The organism is Streptomyces sp. NPDC031265 (assembly GCF_055570295.1).
Window position 1 is genome coordinate 60,845 of record NZ_JBVIHM010000024.1, and the last position, 19,783, is coordinate 80,627.

A 19,783-nucleotide genomic window follows, 5' to 3' on the forward strand; every position below is an offset into this window, starting at 1 on the left:
CGGGGGAAGCACGTTGAAAGTTCGCCTGCTCGGATCTTTGGAAATCACCGACGGCCATCTCACCTTCCGGATTCCCGGCGAGAAGCTCAGGGCGATCGTGGCCGCACTGGCCCTGTCGCCCAACCGGCCCGTCTCACGCCACGATCTCATCGACGAGCTGTGGGGAGAGGAACTCCCACGCAACGCCGAGAACTCGCTCCAGGGCCATGTCGCCCGGCTGCGCCGCATCATCGAGTCCCGTACGGGGCGCGACGGGCTGCGCGGCCTCATCCAGACGTCCGGCTTCGGCTATGCGCTGTCGCTGCCCGAACGGGACGTCGACGCCTCGCTGTTCACCGCCCTGGTGCGACAGGCCACCGCCGCGCGCCGGGCGTCGCCGGAGCGCGTGGTCCGGCTGCTCACCGAGGCCCTCGCCCTGTGGCGCGGGCCCGCGCTCCTCGACACCGGCCAGGGCATGATCAGCCGGCTCGCCTACACCCGGCTCACCGAGGTGCGGCTGATGGCGTACGAGCACCTCTTCGACGCCGAGCTCGACCTCGGCAGACACCGCGAGGTGATCACCGAGCTCCAGCAGCTGCACGCCCAGTACCCGCTGCGCGAACGGTTCTGCGAGCAGCTCATCACCGCGCTGTACCGGTCGGGGCGGCAGGCCGAGGCGCTCGACGCCTACCACCGCACCCGGCAGCGGCTCTCGCACAGCCTCGGCCTGGAACCCGGGGACGCACTGCGCGCCCGCTTCCAGGACATCCTGCGAAGGGAGCCGGTCGCCCTCTGACCGCCAGAGCCTCCATCAGGGCGTCCGTCAGGGCGACTTGGCGAGCCGCAGCAGCTCGCCCAGCGCCCCGGTGGCCGCCCGGCCCTGCCACGCCAGGTAGCCGGGCTGCATCAGATGCGGGTCCCAGATCCGCTGATAGGCCAGCCGCCCGGCCGCCGCGTGCCGCCACTCGCCGCGTTCGGCGGCCAGCCGCAGCAGCCGCGCCGCCAGCACACTGGCGGACCCCAGCTCGTACTGTGCGCAGAGTCCGGCGAACGGGGTGAAGCCGAGGTGCAGCCACTGCGCCTCCTCGGCCGCGAAGACCCGTACCGCCTCCAGGTTGACCGCTTCCAGAGCGCCCTCCGGCGCGCCCGGCACCCGGTGCGCGGTGTGGTGCAGCCAGCCGGGGCGGGTGCCGAACACCGGCAGATAGGTGATGGAGGCGACGACCTCGTCCCCGATCCGGCCCGCGAACACCCGCCGCCCGTCGGCCGACTCGACCGCGCCGGGACCGGCCGCGATGCCCTCGTACGCCAGCTTTTCAGCCACTTCGACCCCCGCCTGCCACGCCCGGGACACCGCGAGCCGCAGTTCCGCCAGGCGCGGGCCGCCAAGGCGGAATTCGGGAAGGTAGACCGAATAGGACGAGCCCGCCTGATTCACGGTGAAGCCGCAGCGCGAGAAGAGTTCGGCTTCCGAGCGCCGCAGCAGGGTGGCCACTATTTTGCGGCGGCGTTCCCCGGCGAATTCCGTGAAGGCGCGCAGCAAGGGCTCCTGGCCGTCGTGGGAAGCGATCACTCCGGCGGACTGGTGCAGATGGCCGCCGGTATCCCGATAAGGGATCACTCCGTGCCTGCCCGCCACGGTGAAGTACTCTTTTCCCTCGCTCACCGCGAGAAACGCGCTGGGGTTCTCGCCGTAGGCCCGTAATTCCCCGAAAACCGTGTCGCCGCCGTCAACGGCGAAGGTACCGATGCTCATGACATTCCCCCCTGTCATGAGCATCGTGGCAGCCGTGGGCCCCAATTCCCTGACACGCGCGTCTCGGTCCCGTCTCAGAGTCCTCTCAGCGGGCGGTGGCAGCTTTCCCGTGTTCTTCGGGAGAGGGGGCGAACCGGGAGATGACGGTCGCGGCGGTCGTCCGGCAGCGGACCGGCCGCGAGGCACCGCGCAGGCTGCACCGCTCCCGGGGGGGGTGCGGGCGTCGCCCGGCATTCTGCGGGGTGTCGCCGCGCTGTGCCGGGAGTACGGGGCGCTCCTCGCCCTCGACAAGACCACCACGGGGCTCGAACAACTCAGGGCCTGGTGGGGCGTGGACATCGAGGAGGTCGCGCCGGATCTGCTCCTCGTCGGCGGGGCGCTGGGCGGCGGGGTGGTCCCGCTGGCGGCGGCGGTGGCGACGGCCGGGGTCTCGGCCGCGTTCGACGACGCCCCGTACGCCGACCCGTACCCCTGCTCCGGGGCGCCGCCGGCGATGGCGGTCGCGCGCGGAGCGGTCGCGGCGCTCCGCGAGGACAACCTGGTCGGGCGGACCCGGGTGCTCGGCGAGGAGATCCTGCGGGTGACCGGCCGGATCGTACGCGGGCACTACGGAGAGGCGGTGCACGAGGTGGGCGGGCGGGGGCTGCTCCTCGGCATCGGGTTCACCGGCCCGGACGCGGCGGCCGGGCTGCTGATCGAGCTGGTCCGGCACGGCGTGATCACCGGCAGGGCGCCGAGGGCCTCGCACGTCCTGCACCCCGCCCCGCCCGCCGTGCTGACCCGAGCCGATCTGGACCACCTGGACGAGGCGCGGGACCGGTCCTGCCGCGCCGAGTCGGGCCGCCGCCCCGGCGGGTGAGCGCGGACGCCTACGGCGTGAGGCGGGCCGCCAGTGTCCGTACCACCACCGCTGCGGCCAGCGCGTGGCCCCGGCTGTTGAGGCGGCCCGGCTGCGGGCTCCACAGCGTCCCGGGGTCGGTGTCCGGCTGCGTCATCAGGTCGATGTGCAGCGCCCCATGACGAAGTGTCACTACCGACAGCCGCTCCACGAGGAGGCGCTGGCGGGACCGCACCCGGTCCCGCTGGGCAGGGGTCACCTGGCCGGAGGCGGACCAGTCGAAGGGGCTGACCACCACGGCGTGGTGGCAGGCCATCTCCTTCAACGAGGCCAGAATTCGGCTGAGTTCGGTCTCCACCACATCCGCGTCGAACCGGCGCGCCCGCACATCGGGTCCGCCGCACGCGATCAGCGCGAGGTCGGCCCGGAAGGCGAGCGCCTGGGCCAGCTGGCGGGAGCGCACCTCGGCGAGTACGAGCTCGCGCCGGGCCTGCACCAGGAGGCAGGCGAGGCCGGGGCGGGCCTCGTGCAGCGCCCGGGCCACCCGGTCGGGCCAGACCCGGGGCCGGTAGCCGGGGGCCACGGCGCCCCGGGCGAGCCGGCCCTCCTGCCCGCTGAGCACCACGGCGCGCCGCCAGTCGAGGCCGGCCAGCAGGGTCCGGGCCTCGCCCGGGCGCAGACAGCGTGGATCGTCGTCCTCCATCGCACAGCCCAGCCTTTCGCTCGTCCCCGCGCTGCCGTCGTAATGACCGGCGCGCCGGCAGTCAACTGCCCGGGGTACAGGGACAGTTGTTCTGCCGGCGGTTCGGGCCACGCACCGGGCGGTCGGCGTGATGGTGTGGCGGGCCGGGTAAGACACGCGTCTCAGTGTCGTCTCAGTGGGGTCTCAGCGGCCCCCGCGAGGATCCATCCGTACGACGATGGGAGAGGTACCCGAAGAGGTCCAACGGGGGTTCCGGGCGTGTTCCGGGCCGGGCGCGAGCAGCCCGCGCAGGTTCGAATCCTGTCCTCTCCGCCACAGCACTGCTTCGCCGAGCGCGCCGAGGTGTCCGTCGATGAGTCCGTCCCCCAAGTCCGTTCTGGTGGTGGCCAATCCAGCCGCGGGAACGTACTCGCGGGAGATGACTCACGAGGTCGCGCGACGGATCGCGGGGGCCGGTACGCCCGTCGAGCTGGCTGTGACAGAGCGGCCGGGCCATGCCCAGCAGCTCGCCCGTACCGCGGGCGGGCCGGGCGGCCCGGCCGTACTGGTGTGCGTCGGCGGCGACGGCACCGCCCACGAGATCATGACGGGTCTGCTCGCCGGGCGGGAGGAGCCGCGCGCCGCCCTGCTCGTCCTGCCCGGCGGCCGCGGCAACTCCTTCTACCAGGAGCTCTGGTCCGACCGCCCGTGGCCCGCCGCCCTGGAGGCCGCCCTGTCGGCGCCGCACGTGCGCCGCGTCGATCTGGCGCGGATCGCCGAGACCGGTGAACTGGCCCTGCTCGGCGCCTCGTCGGGGCTCGCCGCGCAGGCGCTCACCAGTGTGCGGGACGCGCTGGGGCCGGGCCGGCGGCGCTATCAGACAGCGGTGGCGCGGACGATGATCGCCTTCCGGCCGTACCGGGGCCGGGTGAGCGTGGACGGGGTCGTCGTGCAGTCGGGGGCGACCGTCTCGGTCCTGGTGGGCGGCGGGCGTCGGCGGGGCGGGCAGTTCATGCCGCTGCCGCGCTCGGTGCTGGACGACGGGCTGCTCGACATCTGTGTGGCGGGCGCCGAACTGCCGCTGCGGGACATGGTGCGCCTCGCCAGGGACGGCAGCCATGTGGGGCGGGACGGGGTGGTGTACGCGCGGGGCCGCCGGGTGGTGGTGGAGCGCACGGACGGCGAGCCGCTCTTCTTCGAGCACGACGGGGACCTGCTGTACACCGGCTCGGCCCGCTACACGCTGGACGTGGTCCCGCGCGCGCTGCCGGTGCTCGCCCCATAGGCTCCCGCGTCCGGCTCATCCGGCTCATCCGGCTCGTCCGGCTCGTCCGGCTCGGGCAGCCCGCGCGCCAGCCACCAGGCGAGGGCGCACAGACCGATCAGCGGGCGAGCGCCACGCCGAGCCCGGCCGCCTCCCCCAGCGCGCCGATCCCCGGCGAGACCACTTCCCCGACGCTCACCGCGAGTCCAAGCGTGACCCCCCTGGCCGTGCCCGGTCCGCCGCGCCGGACGACTGGCCGGTGCTCCTGCGGCTTTCGGCGATCGTGGGCTGCCGCTCGGTGGTCTTCGTCGGCCTGAGCGCGTTCATCGGTGGCGGCGCTCGGTGCGGCGGTGGGGGCGAGCGCCCGCACGCCGGCCCGGCTGTTCCGCGCGGAGATGGGGATGACGTTTCCGCAGTGGCGCACCCTACTGCGGCTGCACCACGCCCTGGTGCTGCTGGCCGGGGACGCCTCGGTCACCTCGGTGGCCCAGCAGTGCGGGTGGTCGTCGACGAGCGCGTTCCTCGACGTCTTCCGCGCCCCCGGCGTTCGGCCACACTCCGGGGGCACGGCGGGCGGAGCTGGGCGGGTCGGGGTCCGGGTCCGAGTCGGGGTCCGGGTCCGGGTCCGGGTCCGGTGTCGGGTCCGGTGTCGGGTCCGGTGTCGGGTCCGGTCGCGGGTCCGGTCGCGGGTCCGGTCGCGGGTCCGGTCGCGGGTCCGGCGGCGGTCCGAGCCCGATGTCGGGTCCAAGTCCGGTGTCGGGTCCAAGTCCAGTGTCGGTTCCGAGTCCAGTGTCGGTTCCGAGTCCGGTGTGGGTTCCGAGTCCGGTGTGGGTTCCGGTGTCGGGTCCGGTGTACCGCGCAGGTTTACCCCGGACCCGACGGACGGTTGACGCCGAGCACATGCGGCCCTTGCCACCATGTGCGCAGGGCCCGGCCGACGGGCCGAGCGGGGCCGCGTGGGACCGGGGGTCACGGGGGTGCTCCCGGTCCCACGCGGCTGGCTCCCTCCCCCAGCCGGTCCCGCGCCGCCGTCGCACCCACCCCCGACCCGATCGAAAGCGGTCATCGCGCGATCCGAAACACGCCATTGCCCATCACTGCTCCGTAACGGACGTCCGCCGCGGCCGGATCGCGGGCATCATCGGGGCCCACCGACCGTCGTTGGGCCCGGAGGTACGCGCGTGATACGGAAATTCCTCGCCAGGCCGAGGCGCCCCGCGAGCGGCGGCCCGACTCCGGCCGAAGGGGCGCTGTGGCGGGAGGCCGCCGAGTTCGTCCGGCTGCACCACGCGGAGGAGCCCGCGCTCGGGAGGCCGGAGCGCCGACTCGCGGAGATACGGGACGAGATCCGCGCCACGGGGACGTACCGGCACACCACCGACGAGCTGACGTTCGGCGCCCGGGTGGCCTGGCGCAACAGCAACCGCTGTATCGGCCGCCTCTACTGGCGCTCGCTGCGGGTGCGCGATCTGCGCGGCCTCACCGACGCCGAGCCGATCGCCGAGGCGTGCGCCGAGCATCTGGTCCACGCCACGAACGGCGGCCGCATCCGGCCCCTGATCACCGTGTTCGCCCCGGACGCGCCCGGCCGCCCTGCCCCGCGCATCTGGAACGAGCAGCTCATCCGGTACGCGGGCTACCGCGCCCAGGACGGCCGCATCCTCGGCGACCCGCGCAACGCCGGGCTCACCGACCTGGCGCTGCGGCTCGGCTGGCCGGGCGGCCCGCGTACCGCGTTCGACGTGCTGCCGCTGGTCGTGGAGGGCGTCGACGACAAGCCACGCGTCTTCGAACTGCCCCCGGACGCCGTCCTGGAGGTCCCGCTCGACCACCCCGACGACCCGTGGAGCCGGGAGTGGGGGCTGCGCTGGCACGCCGTGCCCGCGATCTCGGGGATGTGTCTGGAGATCGGCGGCATCCACTATCCGGCCACGCCCTTCAACGGCTGGTACATGGGGACCGAGATCGGCGCCCGCAACCTCGCCGACACCGACCGCTACGACCTGCTGCCGCGCGTGGCCCGGCGGCTCGGTCTGGACACCGCCGACGACCGCTCGCTGTGGAAGGACCGCGCTCTGGTCGAGCTCAACCGGGCCGTGCTGCACTCCTTCGACCGGGCCGGGGTCACCATGGCCGACCACCACACGGAGTCCCGGCGCTTCGTACGGCACTTGGAGCGCGAGGAGCACAAGGGCCGCTCGGTGCCCGCCGACTGGTCGTGGATCGTGCCGCCGATGTCGGGGGCGACCACCGAGGTTTTCCACCGCACCTACGACGCCGTGGAGCTCCGGCCGGGGTTCGCGCACCATCCGGAGGCGGCCGCCCGGGCCCGCGGTGAATCGATTCGGCGCATGTCATGACGCGCACTCCCCGAGTCCCTGGGGAGGGGGCGTACGTAGACGGGAGCGGGGTCGCGGGCGTACCGCGGTGTCCCCTGGGAATCTGAGATGTTCTGGTACTTCCGTCTGCCGGGGCCATCCCCCGCGAGCCCGAACCCTTTGATGTACGCAGCCGCCGCGACCCCCGACAGGGGGCGGTGCCGTTTAGGGCGCCGTACACGGCCGGGCGGACGGCGTCCGTAGGGCATCCGGGCAGGACGGCAGGCCCACTGCCAGACTGGCGTAATTGCACATGATACGCAAGAGTGACGGACAGCAATGGGCTGACGGATCATCAAATTGGTGTTGATGTACGGGAGTTGGGGCGCGAACTGGAGCCTCCGGCTAAAGGGCCGAGGAATCGTCCGCGACCGCGAGCCGTTGCAGTAGCTCACGCAGCACATCGCGCTCCGCCACCGACAGGGGCTGCAGGAACGATTCGTGGATCTTGACCATCAGGTCCCCGGCATCCCGCAAGCACACGGCGCCGCGGTCGGTCAGATAGAGCGCGAAGGTCCTGCGGTCGGCGCCGCGACGGCGCTCCAGGAGGTTCTTCTGCTCCAGGTCGTCGACGAGGCCGACGATGGTCGTCCGGTCGATGCGCAGGGTCTGTCCGACCATGCGCTGATTGATCCCGGGCTCGGAGTCCACCACGTTCAGCACCCCGAACTGACGCAGCGTGATGTTCAGATGGACCAGGGCCTGCTCGGCCTGCTCGGTGAAACGCTGGCCGGCCTTGCGGAGAAGGAAGCCGTGCCAGCCTTGCAACCCCTGGAACAACGGCTGTGTCCCACTGTTCGGTTCCCGCTTCGCCACCACTTTTTCGGTTCACCCTCCAGTGGTGACGGTCCATCATGAGGGCCGCGTAACAGGACCCTTGACTCCCCAGTCACCGGTCGGCCATGCTCCCGGTTCAACAGAGCACCTGATTGTCACTGTAGCAGACAATCTATCTTGCTCAATTTGCGCGCCGTCATATGCGCGCTCTTCATGACCGACGGGGGAACCATGGTCAGCGTCATCGAGTATGCAGATCCGGTTGTGCACTGTCCGGGCTACCTGGTGTACGACGCCACCGACTGCCGCCTGGCGGCGGGCGGGTGCCGTATGCAGGCCGGACTCACCGCGGAAACCCTCCAGACCCTCGCGGGGCGCATGACGCTCAAGCAGCGCGTGCTCGGGGTCAACGTCGACGGTGCCAAGTGCGGCATCGCCTACGACCCGCACGGGCCGCACCGCGTGGAGGTGCTGCGCCGGTTCGTCGCCTTCCTGGCCGGAGAGCTGACCACCCGCTTCAGCATGGGCTGCGACATGGGCACCCGGTTCGAGGAGCTCGACCGGATGGCCGCCGCGCTCGGCATCGGCTCCGCCAAGACCGCCGTCCGGCGGGCCCAGCGGATCACCGAGCACGAGTTCCGCGCCCGGATGGACCTGCTCAACACCCGGGTCGGCCTGCTGACGCTCGGCCAGCGCCGGGCGGGCCAGGCCCTCGCCCACTCCGCGCTCGCCGCCACCGCCCACACCGGCCGCCGCGACAGCCAGGTAAGCGTCGCCCTCCAGGGCTTCGGCAACCTGGGCCGGGCCGCCGCGCTCGCCCTGCTGGAGGCGGGCGTTCGGATCACGGTCGTGGCCGACGAGTACGGCTGCGCGGTCGACCCGCGCGGCCTCGACATCGCGCGCATGCTCACCCTCGACCAGCGCCGCCCGGTCCAGAGCCTGCTGGCCGAGCCGATGCGGCTGCCGCGCGAGGCCCTCCTGGAGCTGCCCGCCGACGTACTCGTCCTCGCGGGCGGCGAGGACGCGGTCACGCCCTCGCAGGCGGCGGTGCTGCCGGTGCCGATCGTCGCCGTGGGCGCCAACTGCGGGCTGAGCACCACCGCCGAACAACTCCTGCTCGACCGCGGAGTCGTGGTCGTCCCCGACTTCATCGGCGGGATCGGCGGTTCGGCGTCGATGGAGGCGCTCTTCGGGCCCCGCACCACACCGACGGCGCCCGAGGTGCTCGACACCATCGGGGCGATGATGCGCGAGCTCGTCGGGGACATCCTCTGCGGAGCGCGCGACCGTCGGGTGAGCCCCCGTCAGGTGGCCGCCGACATCGCGGCCTCGGCGATCGTGGCGCCCGGCGACAAGCCCTACGGCGCAAGTCCCTACCGCCCGGCCCGCCCCGCGCCCCGCGGCGGCCGGGGGCGTTCCGTCCGTACCCCGCTGAAGTCCGAGAGGCGACCGTCATGACCACCGCACCCTCGCCACAAACCCCGACCACCGGTCAGCCTCCGGCCGACGCCGAGTGCGCCCACTTACGCAGTCACATCACCGACTCGCGGTTCTACGGGCACCGGTACAGCACCCAGGCCAGCCACCGCATCTTCTGTGACCGATGTCGGTACCAACGATGGCTCGACGTCGAAGCGGCGCTCGCCCTGAGCCAGGGCGAGCTGGGCATCATCCCGGCGGGGGCCGCCAAGATGATCGCGGACGCCGCCCGGGTGGACCGGCTGGACCTGCCCGCCATCCAGGCCGAGATCCGCCGCACCAGCCACTCGCTCGTCGGCTTCCTGCGGGTCTTCCAGGCCTCCTGCGAGGGCGGCGCCGGCGAGTACGTGCACTACGGCGCAACCACCCAGGACATCCAGGACACCGCGCAGGTCCTCGAAATGCGGGACGTCCTCGACGAGTTGGAGATGCTGCTGCGGGCGCTCGCCGGGCAACTGGCCGATCTTGCCGAGGCCAACGGCGCCACCGTCGCCCTGGGCCGCACCCACGCCCAACCGGCCCTGCCGATGGGCTTCGGGGTCAAGATCGCCAGCTGGCTGGACGAGATCGTCCGGCATCTGGAGCGCATCGAGCAGCTGCGGCCGAGGGTCCTCGCGGCCCAGCTCTTCGGCGGGGTCGGCACCATGGCCGGGTTCGGCGAGCTGGCGCTGCCGCTCCTGGACGCGTTCGCCGCCCGCCTCGGGCTCGCGGCGCCGGCGGTCGGCTGGCATGTGTCGCGGGACCGGGTCGTGGAGTTCGTGTCCTGTCTGGCCATGGTCGCGGGCACGATGGGCCGGATCGGGGACGAGGTGCGCGTCCTGTCCCGCCCCGAGTTCGGTGAACTGGAGATCGGCTGGCGGCACGGCCAGGTGGGCAGCAGCACCATGCCCCACAAGCGCAACCCGGAGGCGTGCGAGCAGGCCGTCGTGATGGCCCGGCTCACGGCCGCGCAGATGGCCAACGCGCTGGCCTGCATGGGCGGCGACCACGAGCGCGACTCCCGGTCCCTGCGCATCGAATGGGCCTGTGTGCCCGACGCCTCGCACTACGCCCTCTCGGCGTGCGAGATCGTCACGCACCTCATCGGCGGCCTCGCGGTGCGGCCGGAGCGGATCCGTACGAACGTCTCCGCGGTCGCCGAGCAGATCGCCACCGAGAAGCTGATGCTGGCGCTCGGCAAGCACATCGGCAAGCAGACCGCCCATGAGTACGTGTACGAACTCGTCCAGGCGGCAAGGGAGAACGGCTCCTCCATGCGCGAGGTGACCGGCCGCGACGGGCTCGCGGGCGCGCCGCTGGACGCCGCCGCCCTCGACGAGATCTTCGACCCGACGACCTATCTCGGCCAGTCCGTCGCCCTGACCGGCCGGGCGGTGGCCGGTGCCCGCGCCGCCCTGGCGCGCCCCGCGCAGGCGGCAGGCGGCGACGCGCGATGAGCGCCGCGCCCGCGACCGCCGAGCCGGACACCGGGGAGATATCCGGGGCCCGCGAGATCGTCTTCCCCCGTCCGCTCTACTCCAGCCTGGTGGCCCACGCGGTACGCAAGTTCACCGGCCACTACCTGGCGGGCGAGACCGAGGAGCGCAAGGCGTTCGGGATGCTCGCGGGCCGCCCGGTGCCGGGCGGCATCCAGGTCGGCTCCGTCTTCCCGCTCATCGTCAACATGCGCCACGACAGCGGCCACCGCGCCCGGATGGACGAGGTGGTCGAGGAGCACGCCATCCCGTCCGAGACGCCGATGGACCAGCGGGGCTGGATCGCCGATCCGCGCGAGCTGATGGACATCGACGACGCCTGTGACGACGCCGGCTGGGTGCTGTTCGGCAACTACCACACCCACCGGGTGCCCTGGCCGCACGATCCGGTCCGCGACACCTGCACCCACCTGGACCGGGTGCTGGCCGCCGAGTCGGGCCAGTGGACGTTCATCCTGTCCGTCGTCGATCTGCACCGTCCGGTCCTGCGGGCGTTCTTCGAGGGCGACAACGACCGCGAGGCGACCGTCCGCATCGTCCCGCCGCTGCCCGGAATGCGTACGGCCCGGGCCTGAACGCCCCGGCCGTCCCGCACCCGTACACCACCCTTCCCGTCTCTCACTCATCAAGAGGTCGTCATGGATCGCACCCAGGCTTATAACGACGTCATCCGCTTCCACGGCCACGAATGCCCCGGCGCCGCCTTCGGCGTACGCGTCGCGGAGGCCGCCCTCACCGCCCTCGACCTGAAGGACCCGGGCACGCCCCTGGTCCTGGTCTCCGAGACCGACGCGTGTGCGGTCGACGCGCTCCAGGTGCTCACGGGCTGTACGTACGGCAAGCGCAACCTGATCCACCAGGACGCGGGCCGCAATGTGTTCACCCTCTGGGAGCGCGACGGCTCCGCCGGGGTACGGATACGGGCGAAGGCCGACAGCATCGTCTTCCGCACCGAGGAGATCTGGGCGCTGGCCGGCCGGATCGACGACGGCACCGCGACCCTGGAGGACCAGGCGGCCTTCGAGCGGCTGCAGGGCGAGCGGATCTCCGCGCTGCTCGACGTGGCGGACGACGACATCCTGGTGGTCGAGAAGGCCGAGGCCGCGGCGCCCGGCGTCAAGCACCTGGCCCGCACCGACCTCTGCGTGGACTGCGGCGAGCCCACCAGCGTCGAGACGCTGCACGACCACCGCGGCCGCATGGTCTGCCCGGCCTGCCACCTGGCCGCGCACGGCGGGGTGCTGCCCGAGGGGCACGGCGACCACGGGCACCACCCGCAGAGCCACAAGCACCACCACGAGCACAAGCACTGACCGATGAAGACCGAGCGCGTACGTACGGAAGGGGCCCTGCGGCCGTGACAGTGTTCGTGATCGGCGCGGCCGGCGGCCTCGGGCAACTCGTGGTCCGCGCGCTGCGGGAACGTGATGTGGAGGTGGCCGTCCTGGCCCGGGACCCCGAGCGGGTCCCGGCCGGGCCGGGCGTGCGGGTGGTGGCCGGGGACCTGTCGGACCCGGCCTCGGTCAGGGCCGCCGCCGAGGGCTGCGCGAGCCTGTTCCTCTCGGCCTCCTGCGACGTCGAGTGCCAGAGCGCCGCCGTGGACGTCGCCGCCGACGTCGGCGCGCGGCTGGTGAAGATGTCGCCGTGGCAGGCGGCGGTACGGGAGGACAGCCCCGCGCCCGGGGCCCGCCACCACTGGATCACCGAGCGGTACCTCGCCAAGCGGGATCTGCCGTACACCATCCTGTCCCCCAACTACCCGATGCAGGAGCTGATCCGGCACTACGCGCCCGAGGTGCGGCGGCGCGGGGTCCTCGTCGACCCGGCGGGCGGGCGGGGCGTGAGCGTGGTCGACGAGCACGACGTGGCCGAGGTGGCCGCGCGGGTGCTCGTCGAGCCGGGCCACGAGGGCCGCACCTACGCCCTCACCGGGCCGGCCGCGCCCACCTTCGCGGAGCTCGCGGAGCTGCTGACCGGGCTGATGTCCGTACGGGTATCGGCCAGCGAGCTCGCCGGACCGGAGCTCGCGGCGTGGCTGGCCCGGGAGCACCGGCCGTGGGAGGTCGAACTCGACGCGCTCTTCGGGCAGTTCCGCGAGGGGGCGGGCGAGTCGGTGACCGAGGACGTGCTCCGCGTGACCGGGCACGAGCCGCGCCCGGTCGCGGACTTCCTCAAGGCGCACCTCCACCATTTCCTGCCGGACTCCGGAGGCTGAGCCGATGCCCGCGACCCCGCGCACCGCCGAACGGACCGTCGTCGCCGACGACTTCCTCGCCGCGGGCTTCGCGGCCCGCGCCACGGTGGCGGCCGGACGGCTGCTCCTCGATCTGCGTATGCAGCACGAGGACGGCCTCGCACCCGGCGGCGCCAAGATGGCGCAGCTGGGCCGCACCTGGTCCGGGCTGCTGCTGCGCAACCGGATCCGCGCCCGCTATCCGCGCGACGGCGTGCTCACCGGCCCGGCCTCCCGGCCGCCGGACGCCCTGCGCAGACGCCGGGTGTGGCTGGTCGAGCCGCTGGACTCGGCCGAGGAGTACCACGCCGACGGAGATCCGCACTGGTCGGTGCAGCTCGCGCTGTGGGAGCGTGAGCGGGGCGTGGTGGCCGCGGCCGTCGCGGTCCCCGCGCTGTGCGAAGTGGTGTGCACGGCGGACCGGGACGCGGGGTGGCGGCACCCGTCGCCGATCCCCCGGCAGCGGCCCCGGGTGGTGGTCGACACGCGCGATCCGGCCCCCTTCGCCCGTACGGTGGTGCGCCAGACCGGGGCCGAGCTGGTCCCGATGGGCTCGCCCGGCGCCAAGACCCTGGCGGTGATCCAGGGCGACGCCGACGCCTACATCCACACCACGGGCGCGTGGGACTGGGGCGACGAGGGACTGTTCCGGGTCGCGGAGGCGGCGGGGTTGCAGGTGAGCAGGCTGGCCCCGCCCGAGGAGCTGCGGCCCGGTCTGCAAAGAGGACCGTCCGCTCCGAAAGGCCCCGGCCGCTCCGCGCCCCTCGCCGTGATCTGCCGGCCGAGGCTCACCAAGACACTGCTGGCCGCCTTCGCCGGGCACGGCATCCGGCCGGCCCCGGTGCTCCCCGGCCCCAGGGCCCGTCCGGGGTCACCGTCCGCGGGGTGAGACCGGGGGGCCGGGCCCGGCCCCCCGGCCGTACAGGGCGTCTCACCCGCGCGACCAGCTCCCCACTGATGCGCGGGGAGTCTTGACGCCCCTACCCGCGCTCAACATACTGCCAACAATCAGCACCTCTGACAATCAGTCAACTGTTCTACGCCCGCCGAGCGTTGCGACGCCGGGTCGCCGATCGCCACCCAGAACGGACAGGACCGAACCGAGATGGCCGATGACTTCACTTCCGTGTTCGAGCCCCCACTTGACCAGCTGCCCGACATCGACGACCTCGTCCGCGCGACCATGGAGTGGCACTTCTCTCCGCTGACCGGCAGCCCGTACTGGGTCGAACGCGCCAAGGGCTTCTCCTTCGACCCGCGTGCCGATGTCCAGTGCCTCGCGGACCTGCGCCTGTTCGCGGACGTGCCGGTCGACTGGAGCCGGATACCGGCCGACCAGCTCGTACCGCGCGGCAGCGCGCCCGGAGTGCGGTACGGGATCTACGAGTCGGGCGGCGCCACCGGTGCGCCCAAGCGGATCGTGGACGCCACCTCGCGGCGCCGCAACGTCCAGTGGCAGAGCCGGCTGCTCGACGAGCAGGGCTTCCCCTCCGGCGAGGGCAACTGGCTCCACATCGGCCCGACGGGCCCGCACGTGATGGCCAAGAACATCAGCACCCTCTCCGAACTGCGCGGCATGCTCTGCTACTTCGTCGACCTCGACCCGCGCTGGGTGCGGCGCTGTGTCAGCGAGGGGCGCCAGACCGAGTTCCGCAGGTACGTCGACCACATCCTCGACCAGGTCAAGGACGTCCTGCACACCCAGGACATCCGCGGCATCTCCACCACCCCGCGCATCCTGGAGTCCATCGGCGCCCGCGAGGACGTGTTCGCCCTGCTGCGCGAGAGCGTGCGCGGCATCATCTGGGGCGGCACCAGCATGGACGGCGAGACCCTGCGCCTGATCGACGAGGAGCTGTTCCCGCAGGCCAAGCTGGCCGGTGCGTACGGCAACACGATGATGGGCGTGGCGCCCCAGCGCACCCCCCGGCCCGGCGACGCCGCACCGTGCGTCTTCCGCCCGTTCCATCCGTACACCGTGGTCGAACTCGTCGACCCCGCACAGCCCGACCGGATCGTCGCCGACGACGAGGACGGCCGGGTCGTCATCACCGTGCTCACCCGGGACTACTTCACCCCGCCGACCCTGGAGCGGGACCTGGCCACCCGCCGGGCCTCGGCCGACGGTTTCCCCGGCATCGAGCTCTCCGGGGTCCGCCCCTACGAGTCGGCGGGCACCTCCGTGGTCGAGGGGGTCTACTGATGGCCGAGGCCAAGGATCTCCATGAGATCCCGCTGATCCGGGCGGGCCTGCCCAGGCACTCGGCCGAGCGCGCCGAACTCGCGGGTGTCGACGGCACGTTGCTGGCGCTCGTCCACCTCGCCCCGCCCCTCCTGGCGCGCCTCACCGTCGCGGACGCGCGGGCCGGGGCCGAGCGGACGCCTGAGCCGGAGCGCATCGCGGCGGCCGGCGAGCTCTTCGAGACGGGGACGCTCAACGGGCTCTCCCCGCAGGCCTATTGCGAGCTCCAGTCCCGGGTCGCCGGTGTGCCCGTCGCGGTGGCCCGGCACTCGCTGCGGGACGTCGCGGAGACGTTCGCAGGCGTGGGGGCGCGGTTCCTGGCCGAGCGCCCGGCCGGTGCCTCGGCCGCCCCCGTCCCCGGGGAGATCTCCACGGTGTGGACCCGGCGCGGCGACGTGCTCGCCGTGATCGCGCCCAGCAACAACCCCGGCACGCACACCCAGTGGCTCACCGCGTTGGCCTGCGGGTACCGGCTGGTGGTGCGGCCGGGGACGCGGGATCCGTTCACCCCGGCCCGGATGATCGCCGCGCTCCTGGACGCGGGCGTCGCCCCGCACTACCTCTCGCTGCTGCCCGGCAGCCACGCCACCGGGGACGCGCTGGTCGAGGCCGCCGATCTGAGCCTGGTCTTCGGCGGGGACGCGGCGGCCCGGCGCTACGGCGAGGACCGCCGGGTCATCCTGCGCGGCCCGGGCCGCTCCAAGCTGCTGCACACCGGTGAGATCACCGAGCAGACCGTCGACGTGATCTGCCGGTCGGTCGGCTACGACGCGGGGATGCGCTGCACCAACGCGACCGCCGTGTTCACCGACGCCGACCCGGCGGCCCTGGCGGCGGCCGTGGCCGGGCGCCTGGCACGGCTGACCCCGGCGCCGCCCCAGTCGCCCGACGCACAGGTGCCGGTGCTGCCGCTCGCGGAGGCGCGGGCGCTGCGGGAGCACCTGGAGGGACGGCTGGAAGGCGCCGTCGACGTGGCGGCCCCGCTCTATCCCGAGGGGCCGGTGGCGGACCTCGGGGACGGGTCGGGCGCGCTGCGACCCGCCGTACTGCTCTGCGACCGCCCGGACCACCCCGGCGCCCGGATCGAGCTCTCGTTCCCGTGCGTGTGGATCCTGCCGTGGCGGCGCGAGCAGGGGTTCGGCCCGCTGCGGGACACGCTCGCGCTCACCATCCTCGGCGGCGACGAGCCGCTGGCGCGCGAGGCCCTGCGGGAGCGGTCGATCCGCAAGGTCCTGCTGGGCCCCATCCCCACGTACCAGGCGGGCCGGACCAGTCCGCACGACGGCTATCTGAGCCACGAGCTGATGGAGGCCCGGGCCTTCGGCACCTCGGCCTGAGCGCGGCCGGCGCCACACGTGCGCCCGGCGCCCCCGCCCTACCTCACTGCAACGACCCCTGGAGTGTGTGGAGATGACTCGAACCGTCCTGGTGACCGGTGGCGGCACCGGCATCGGCAAGGCGATAGCGGCGGCGTTCCTCGCCGACGGCGACCACGTCGTCATCAGCGGCCGCCGCGAGGACGTACTGCTGCGGGCCGCCGAGGAGCTCGGCGGCCGGGTGACGGCGCTGCCCTGCGACGTGACCGACCCCGAGCAGCTGGAGGGCTTCCGGGACCGGCTGCCCGACGTCCTGCACGTGCTCGTCAACAACGCGGGCGGCAACCGGGAGTTCGACGCCCCGCCGCCGGGCGATCTGCGGAGCCTGGCCGAACGGTGGCGGGCCAACCTGGAGGCGAATCTGCTCGGCGCCGTGCTGACCACGGCCGCCGTCGACAAGCAGCTCGCCTCCGGCGGGGCCGTGGTGAACATCAGCTCCTTCGCGGCCGACCGGGGCGCGGGCTCGTACGGCGCGGCCAAGGCGGCGATGAACAGCTGGAACATCTTCATCGCCCGCCAGCTCGGGCCGCGCGGGGTGACCTGCAACGTGGTCGCGCCGGGCTACGTCGAGAAGACGGAGTTCTTCCGTGACCGCCGCTCGGAGCAGTTCCACGAGGCCCGGGTGGCGGAGACCCTGGTGGGCCGGGCCGGACAGCCGCAGGACATGGCGGGGGTCGTACGGTTCCTGGCGTCGCCCGCCGCCCGGCACATCACCGGGCAGGTCGTCCGCGTCGACGGCGGCGTGATACCGACCCGCTGAACGGCGAACCGGTGCGGGCGGGCCACCCGGCTGAGCGGTCTCGGGGAAGTGGGGTGCGTTTCCGCGTCGTCCGGTGCGGTGCATCGGCGTGCTGCCGTATCGCCCTCGTACTGGACGTACTTGGGTGATGCGGCAGTGCGGCGAGGTGCCGTGCCGGGCGGCGTGGGGGCGTGCCCCACTCCCCCGAGACCGCTCAGGCCCGTACCGGCCCTCTACGATGGGGAGATGAGCGCGAGCGAGAACCTGTCAGATGCGCACTCCCCGCACCCGCACACCACTGGCGAGGACGAGCGCCTGGACGTCGCGGTCGCCGTGCTGACGCTGCTCGCGGACCGTACCCGGCTGGCCCTGCTCAAGGAGCTCGGCGCGGGCGAGGCCGATGTCACCACCCTCACCGTGGCCTGCGGGGCCGCCCGCCCGTCGGTCAGCCAGCACCTGGCCAAGCTGCGCCTGGCCGGTCTGGTGGCGACCCGCAAGGACGGCCGCCGGGTGGTCTACTCGCTGCGCCACGGCCATCTGCGGCGCCTGGTCGACGAGGCCCTGAACGTGGCCGACCACCAGCTCGGCGCCCTCCCGCCGCACGACTGACGAGGTCACCGCCCGTCCTCGGCCCTGATCCACCGAACATGTGCATAGGTACGCACGCATTGGTTACGATGGGAGTCCCAGCACCTTCTCGCGCCCCCGGGACGGGTCCCATGCTGTCCGTACTGCGCAACCGCACCTATCGCCACCTGTTCACCGCCCAGGTCGTCGCGCTCCTCGGCACCGGCCTCGCCACCGTCGCGCTCAGCCTGCTCGCCTACGACATGGCGGGCGGCCACGCCTCGGCGGTCCTCGGCACCGCGCTCGCGATCAAGATGGTGGCGTACGTGGGAGTGGCCCCGCTCGTGGGAGCCTGCGCCGACCGGATCCCGCGCCGGGCGCTGCTCGTGGCGACGGACCTGACCCGCGCGGGCGTGGCCCTGACGCTCCCGTTCGTCTCGCAGGTCTGGCAGGTGTACGTCCTGATCTTCCTGCTCCAGGCCGCCTCGGCCGCGTTCACCCCGGTCTTCCAGGCGACCGTGCCCGAAGTCCTGCCCGCCGAGCGCGACTACACCCACGCCCTGTCCATGTCCCGCCTCGCCTACGACCTGGAGAGCCTGCTGAGCCCCGCGCTCGCCGCACTGCTGCTCACCGTGGTCTCCTACCACTGGCTCTTCGCGGGCACGACCCTGGGCTTCCTGGGCTCCGCCGCGCTCGTGGTGTCGGCCGTGCTGCCCCGGGCCACCCCGGTGGCACGTACCACTGGCGCCTGCGCCAGGGCCGCGTCCGGGACCCGGCTGTTCTGGGCGGACCCCCGGCTGCGGGCCCTGCTCGCCCTCGACCTCGCGGTAGCGGCGGCGGGCGCGATGGTGTTCGTCAACACGGTCGTCGTGGTCAGGGGCCACTTCCACGAGCCCGCCGGAGCGGTCTCGCTCGCCCTCGGCGCGTACGGGATCGGCTCCATGGCCGCCGCGCTGTGGCTCCCGCGCCTCCTGGCCCGGACGAGCGACCGCGCGGTGATGCTCCCGGCGGCCTACGCCCTGCCCGGCGTCATGGTCGCGGTGGCCGCCACCACCCTTGCACCGGCCGGGAGTTGGAGCTGGGCCGGGCTACTGGTGACCTGGGCGGCCATCGGCGCCGCGAGCTCGGCGGTGCTGACCCCGGGCGGCCGCCTGATCCGCCGCTGCACGGCCACGGCCGACCTCCCGGCCGCGTTCGCCGCCCAGTTCTCCCTCTCCCACGGCTGCTGGCTGCTGACATATCCGCTCGCGGGGTGGCTGGCGGCCGGGGCGGGAGTGCCGGTGACGGCGGGGGTGCTCGGGGTGATCGCACTGGGCGCGGCGGGGGCGGCGACGGCGGTGTGGCCGCAGGGAGCCGCGCCGGAGCGCAGTGCGGCCGAGGCGGAGCGGGCGGCCGTACGGGTCGGCTGACATCACGTCACCTGCGCCTGCGCGAAGGCGCGTTGATGATGTAGTCCACGGCCGCGCGCACGGTGCGTACGCCCAGGACGTCTTCATCGGGGATACGAATGTCGAAACGCTCCTCGGCCGCCACCACCACCTCCACCATCGACAGCGAGTCGAGGTCCAGGTCCTCGGCGAAGCGCTCCCCCATCCGGACGTCCTCAACGGGGACCCCGGCGATCTCGTTGATGATCTCCGCAAGGCCGTCCAGGATTTCCCGGCGCCGGTCGGACCCGCTCTCGTCGGCCTGTTCGGCCCGCTCCCCGGCCCGCGAGGCCGCGTCGATCAGGCGCTGGTCCGGGTGGTTGAGGAAGGACTGGAGGAGGAACCAGAACGCGTCCGGGTCCATCCAGTGCAGCTCGTCAAGGGCCGCGTCGACCACCCGGCTCTCCCGGGTCTCGTGCCAGACGACCAGCGGCGCGAGGACCTGCGCGGGGGCCGTCGGGCTGCCGCGCAGCACCCGGCAGAGCGCCTCAAGGAGATCGGCGAGTGCGGTCTGCGCCAGCTGCTCCTGGTGCTGGTACACCTCGAACTCCTCGGCCATCCGCTCCACCGG

The 19,783-nt window shown here is 73.1% G+C and carries 20 protein-coding genes, 1 tRNA gene and 1 pseudogene; 17 read left to right on the forward strand and 5 right to left on the reverse strand.

The genetic code is table 11. From position 1 onward, the window contains the following. Positions 1 to 37 precede the first annotated feature (37 nt). The gene (locus tag ACZ499_RS29765) at positions 38 to 775 is read left to right on the forward strand and encodes an AfsR/SARP family transcriptional regulator (protein WP_468402951.1); all 738 of its coding nucleotides are present in this window, start codon (positions 38 to 40) and stop codon (positions 773 to 775) included. A gap of 27 nt (positions 776 to 802) precedes the next feature. On the opposite strand, the gene ACZ499_RS29770 is transcribed toward ACZ499_RS29765, so the two are convergent. Further along, a complete protein-coding gene (locus ACZ499_RS29770) occupies positions 803 to 1,735 on the reverse strand; it encodes a phosphatidylglycerol lysyltransferase domain-containing protein (RefSeq protein ID WP_468679345.1) in 933 nt (310 codons plus the stop codon). A gap of 214 nt (positions 1,736 to 1,949) precedes the next feature. On the opposite strand from ACZ499_RS29770, the gene ACZ499_RS29775 reads away from it, so the two are divergent. Next, on the forward strand, positions 1,950 to 2,594 hold the full coding sequence (locus ACZ499_RS29775; protein WP_468679346.1) for an aminotransferase class III-fold pyridoxal phosphate-dependent enzyme: 645 nt from the start codon (positions 1,950 to 1,952) through the stop codon (positions 2,592 to 2,594). Between the two features lie 10 nt (positions 2,595 to 2,604). Here the strand turns inward: ACZ499_RS29775 and ACZ499_RS29780 are convergent, their stop codons facing one another. Further along, a complete protein-coding gene (locus tag ACZ499_RS29780; protein WP_468679347.1) occupies positions 2,605 to 3,276 on the reverse strand; it encodes a GDSL-type esterase/lipase family protein in 672 nt (223 codons plus the stop codon). A 220-nt stretch (positions 3,277 to 3,496) separates the two neighbouring features. Here ACZ499_RS29780 and ACZ499_RS29785 point away from each other — a divergent pair. Both ACZ499_RS29785 and ACZ499_RS29790 read left to right on the forward strand, forming a co-directional pair. Beyond that, positions 3,497 to 3,591: transfer RNA gene (locus tag ACZ499_RS29785), tRNA-Ala, on the forward strand. A gap of 37 nt (positions 3,592 to 3,628) precedes the next feature. Beyond that, positions 3,629 to 4,540: a diacylglycerol/lipid kinase family protein gene (locus ACZ499_RS29790; RefSeq protein WP_468679348.1), complete on the forward strand. Its 912-nt coding sequence runs from the start codon at positions 3,629 to 3,631 to the stop codon at positions 4,538 to 4,540. Positions 4,541 to 4,637: 97 nt separating this feature from the next. On the opposite strand, the gene ACZ499_RS29795 is transcribed toward ACZ499_RS29790, so the two are convergent. Next, positions 4,638 to 4,943, reverse strand: coding sequence for a hypothetical protein (locus tag ACZ499_RS29795; RefSeq protein WP_468679397.1), 306 nt, complete (start codon positions 4,941 to 4,943; stop codon positions 4,638 to 4,640). Here ACZ499_RS29795 and ACZ499_RS29800 point away from each other — a divergent pair. Together ACZ499_RS29800 and ACZ499_RS29805 are read left to right on the forward strand one after the other, a co-directional pair. Beyond that, positions 4,849 to 5,095 (forward strand): annotated as a pseudogene (locus ACZ499_RS29800) (helix-turn-helix transcriptional regulator); the annotation flags it as partial. The gene ACZ499_RS29795 and the pseudogene ACZ499_RS29800 sit on opposite strands and share 95 nt — an antisense overlap. 605 nt (positions 5,096 to 5,700) lie before the next feature. Continuing rightward, positions 5,701 to 6,879 carry a nitric oxide synthase oxygenase gene (locus tag ACZ499_RS29805; protein ID WP_468679349.1) on the forward strand — a complete coding sequence of 393 codons (1,179 nt, stop codon included), beginning with the start codon at positions 5,701 to 5,703 and terminating at the stop codon, positions 6,877 to 6,879. Positions 6,880 to 7,242: 363 nt separating this feature from the next. On the opposite strand, the gene ACZ499_RS29810 is transcribed toward ACZ499_RS29805, so the two are convergent. Continuing rightward, positions 7,243 to 7,716, reverse strand: coding sequence for a MarR family winged helix-turn-helix transcriptional regulator (locus ACZ499_RS29810; RefSeq protein ID WP_468679350.1), 474 nt, complete (start codon positions 7,714 to 7,716; stop codon positions 7,243 to 7,245). A 144-nt stretch (positions 7,717 to 7,860) separates the two neighbouring features. Here ACZ499_RS29810 and ACZ499_RS29815 point away from each other — a divergent pair, with 144 nt between their 5' ends. The 11 genes from ACZ499_RS29815 (at position 7,861) to ACZ499_RS29865 (ending at position 19,194) form a co-directional block, all read left to right on the forward strand. Continuing rightward, positions 7,861 to 9,132, forward strand: a complete 1,272-nt coding sequence (locus tag ACZ499_RS29815) for a Glu/Leu/Phe/Val dehydrogenase dimerization domain-containing protein (protein ID WP_468679351.1) — start codon at positions 7,861 to 7,863, stop codon at positions 9,130 to 9,132. Then, positions 9,129 to 10,589 carry a class-II fumarase/aspartase family protein gene (locus ACZ499_RS29820; protein WP_468679352.1) on the forward strand — a complete coding sequence of 487 codons (1,461 nt, stop codon included), beginning with the start codon at positions 9,129 to 9,131 and terminating at the stop codon, positions 10,587 to 10,589. Before ACZ499_RS29815 ends, ACZ499_RS29820 begins: the two co-directional genes overlap by 4 nt. Continuing rightward, entirely contained in the window at positions 10,586 to 11,203 is a 618-nt protein-coding gene (locus ACZ499_RS29825; RefSeq protein ID WP_468402964.1) for an MPN domain-containing protein, read from the forward strand. The genes ACZ499_RS29820 and ACZ499_RS29825 overlap by 4 nt, the downstream gene beginning before the upstream one ends. A gap of 63 nt (positions 11,204 to 11,266) precedes the next feature. Continuing rightward, positions 11,267 to 11,941, forward strand: coding sequence for an FmdE family protein (locus tag ACZ499_RS29830; protein ID WP_468402966.1), 675 nt, complete (start codon positions 11,267 to 11,269; stop codon positions 11,939 to 11,941). Between the two features lie 44 nt (positions 11,942 to 11,985). Further along, complete coding sequence (locus ACZ499_RS29835; protein ID WP_468679353.1) at positions 11,986 to 12,843, forward strand: NAD(P)H-binding protein; 858 nt, start codon at positions 11,986 to 11,988, stop codon at positions 12,841 to 12,843. A gap of 4 nt (positions 12,844 to 12,847) precedes the next feature. After that, on the forward strand, positions 12,848 to 13,750 hold the full coding sequence (locus ACZ499_RS29840) for an inositol monophosphatase family protein (RefSeq protein ID WP_468679354.1): 903 nt from the start codon (positions 12,848 to 12,850) through the stop codon (positions 13,748 to 13,750). A 216-nt stretch (positions 13,751 to 13,966) separates the two neighbouring features. Next, the gene (locus ACZ499_RS29845) at positions 13,967 to 15,064 is read left to right on the forward strand and encodes a phenazine biosynthesis protein (protein ID WP_468679355.1); all 1,098 of its coding nucleotides are present in this window, start codon (positions 13,967 to 13,969) and stop codon (positions 15,062 to 15,064) included. Next, on the forward strand, positions 15,064 to 16,440 hold the full coding sequence (locus ACZ499_RS29850) for an aldehyde dehydrogenase family protein (RefSeq protein ID WP_468679356.1): 1,377 nt from the start codon (positions 15,064 to 15,066) through the stop codon (positions 16,438 to 16,440). The genes ACZ499_RS29845 and ACZ499_RS29850 overlap by 1 nt, the downstream gene beginning before the upstream one ends. A 73-nt stretch (positions 16,441 to 16,513) precedes the next feature. Beyond that, positions 16,514 to 17,239, forward strand: a complete 726-nt coding sequence (locus ACZ499_RS29855) for an SDR family NAD(P)-dependent oxidoreductase (protein WP_468679357.1) — start codon at positions 16,514 to 16,516, stop codon at positions 17,237 to 17,239. 225 nt (positions 17,240 to 17,464) lie between these two features. Next, complete coding sequence (locus ACZ499_RS29860; RefSeq protein ID WP_468679358.1) at positions 17,465 to 17,827, forward strand: ArsR/SmtB family transcription factor; 363 nt, start codon at positions 17,465 to 17,467, stop codon at positions 17,825 to 17,827. Between the two features lie 110 nt (positions 17,828 to 17,937). Beyond that, entirely contained in the window at positions 17,938 to 19,194 is a 1,257-nt protein-coding gene (locus tag ACZ499_RS29865) for an MFS transporter (protein ID WP_468679359.1), read from the forward strand. Positions 19,195 to 19,201: 7 nt separating this feature from the next. On the opposite strand, the gene ACZ499_RS29870 is transcribed toward ACZ499_RS29865, so the two are convergent. Then, positions 19,202 to 19,441, reverse strand: a complete 240-nt coding sequence (locus tag ACZ499_RS29870; protein ID WP_468679394.1) for an acyl carrier protein — start codon at positions 19,439 to 19,441, stop codon at positions 19,202 to 19,204. Between the last annotated feature and the right edge of the window lie 342 nt (positions 19,442 to 19,783).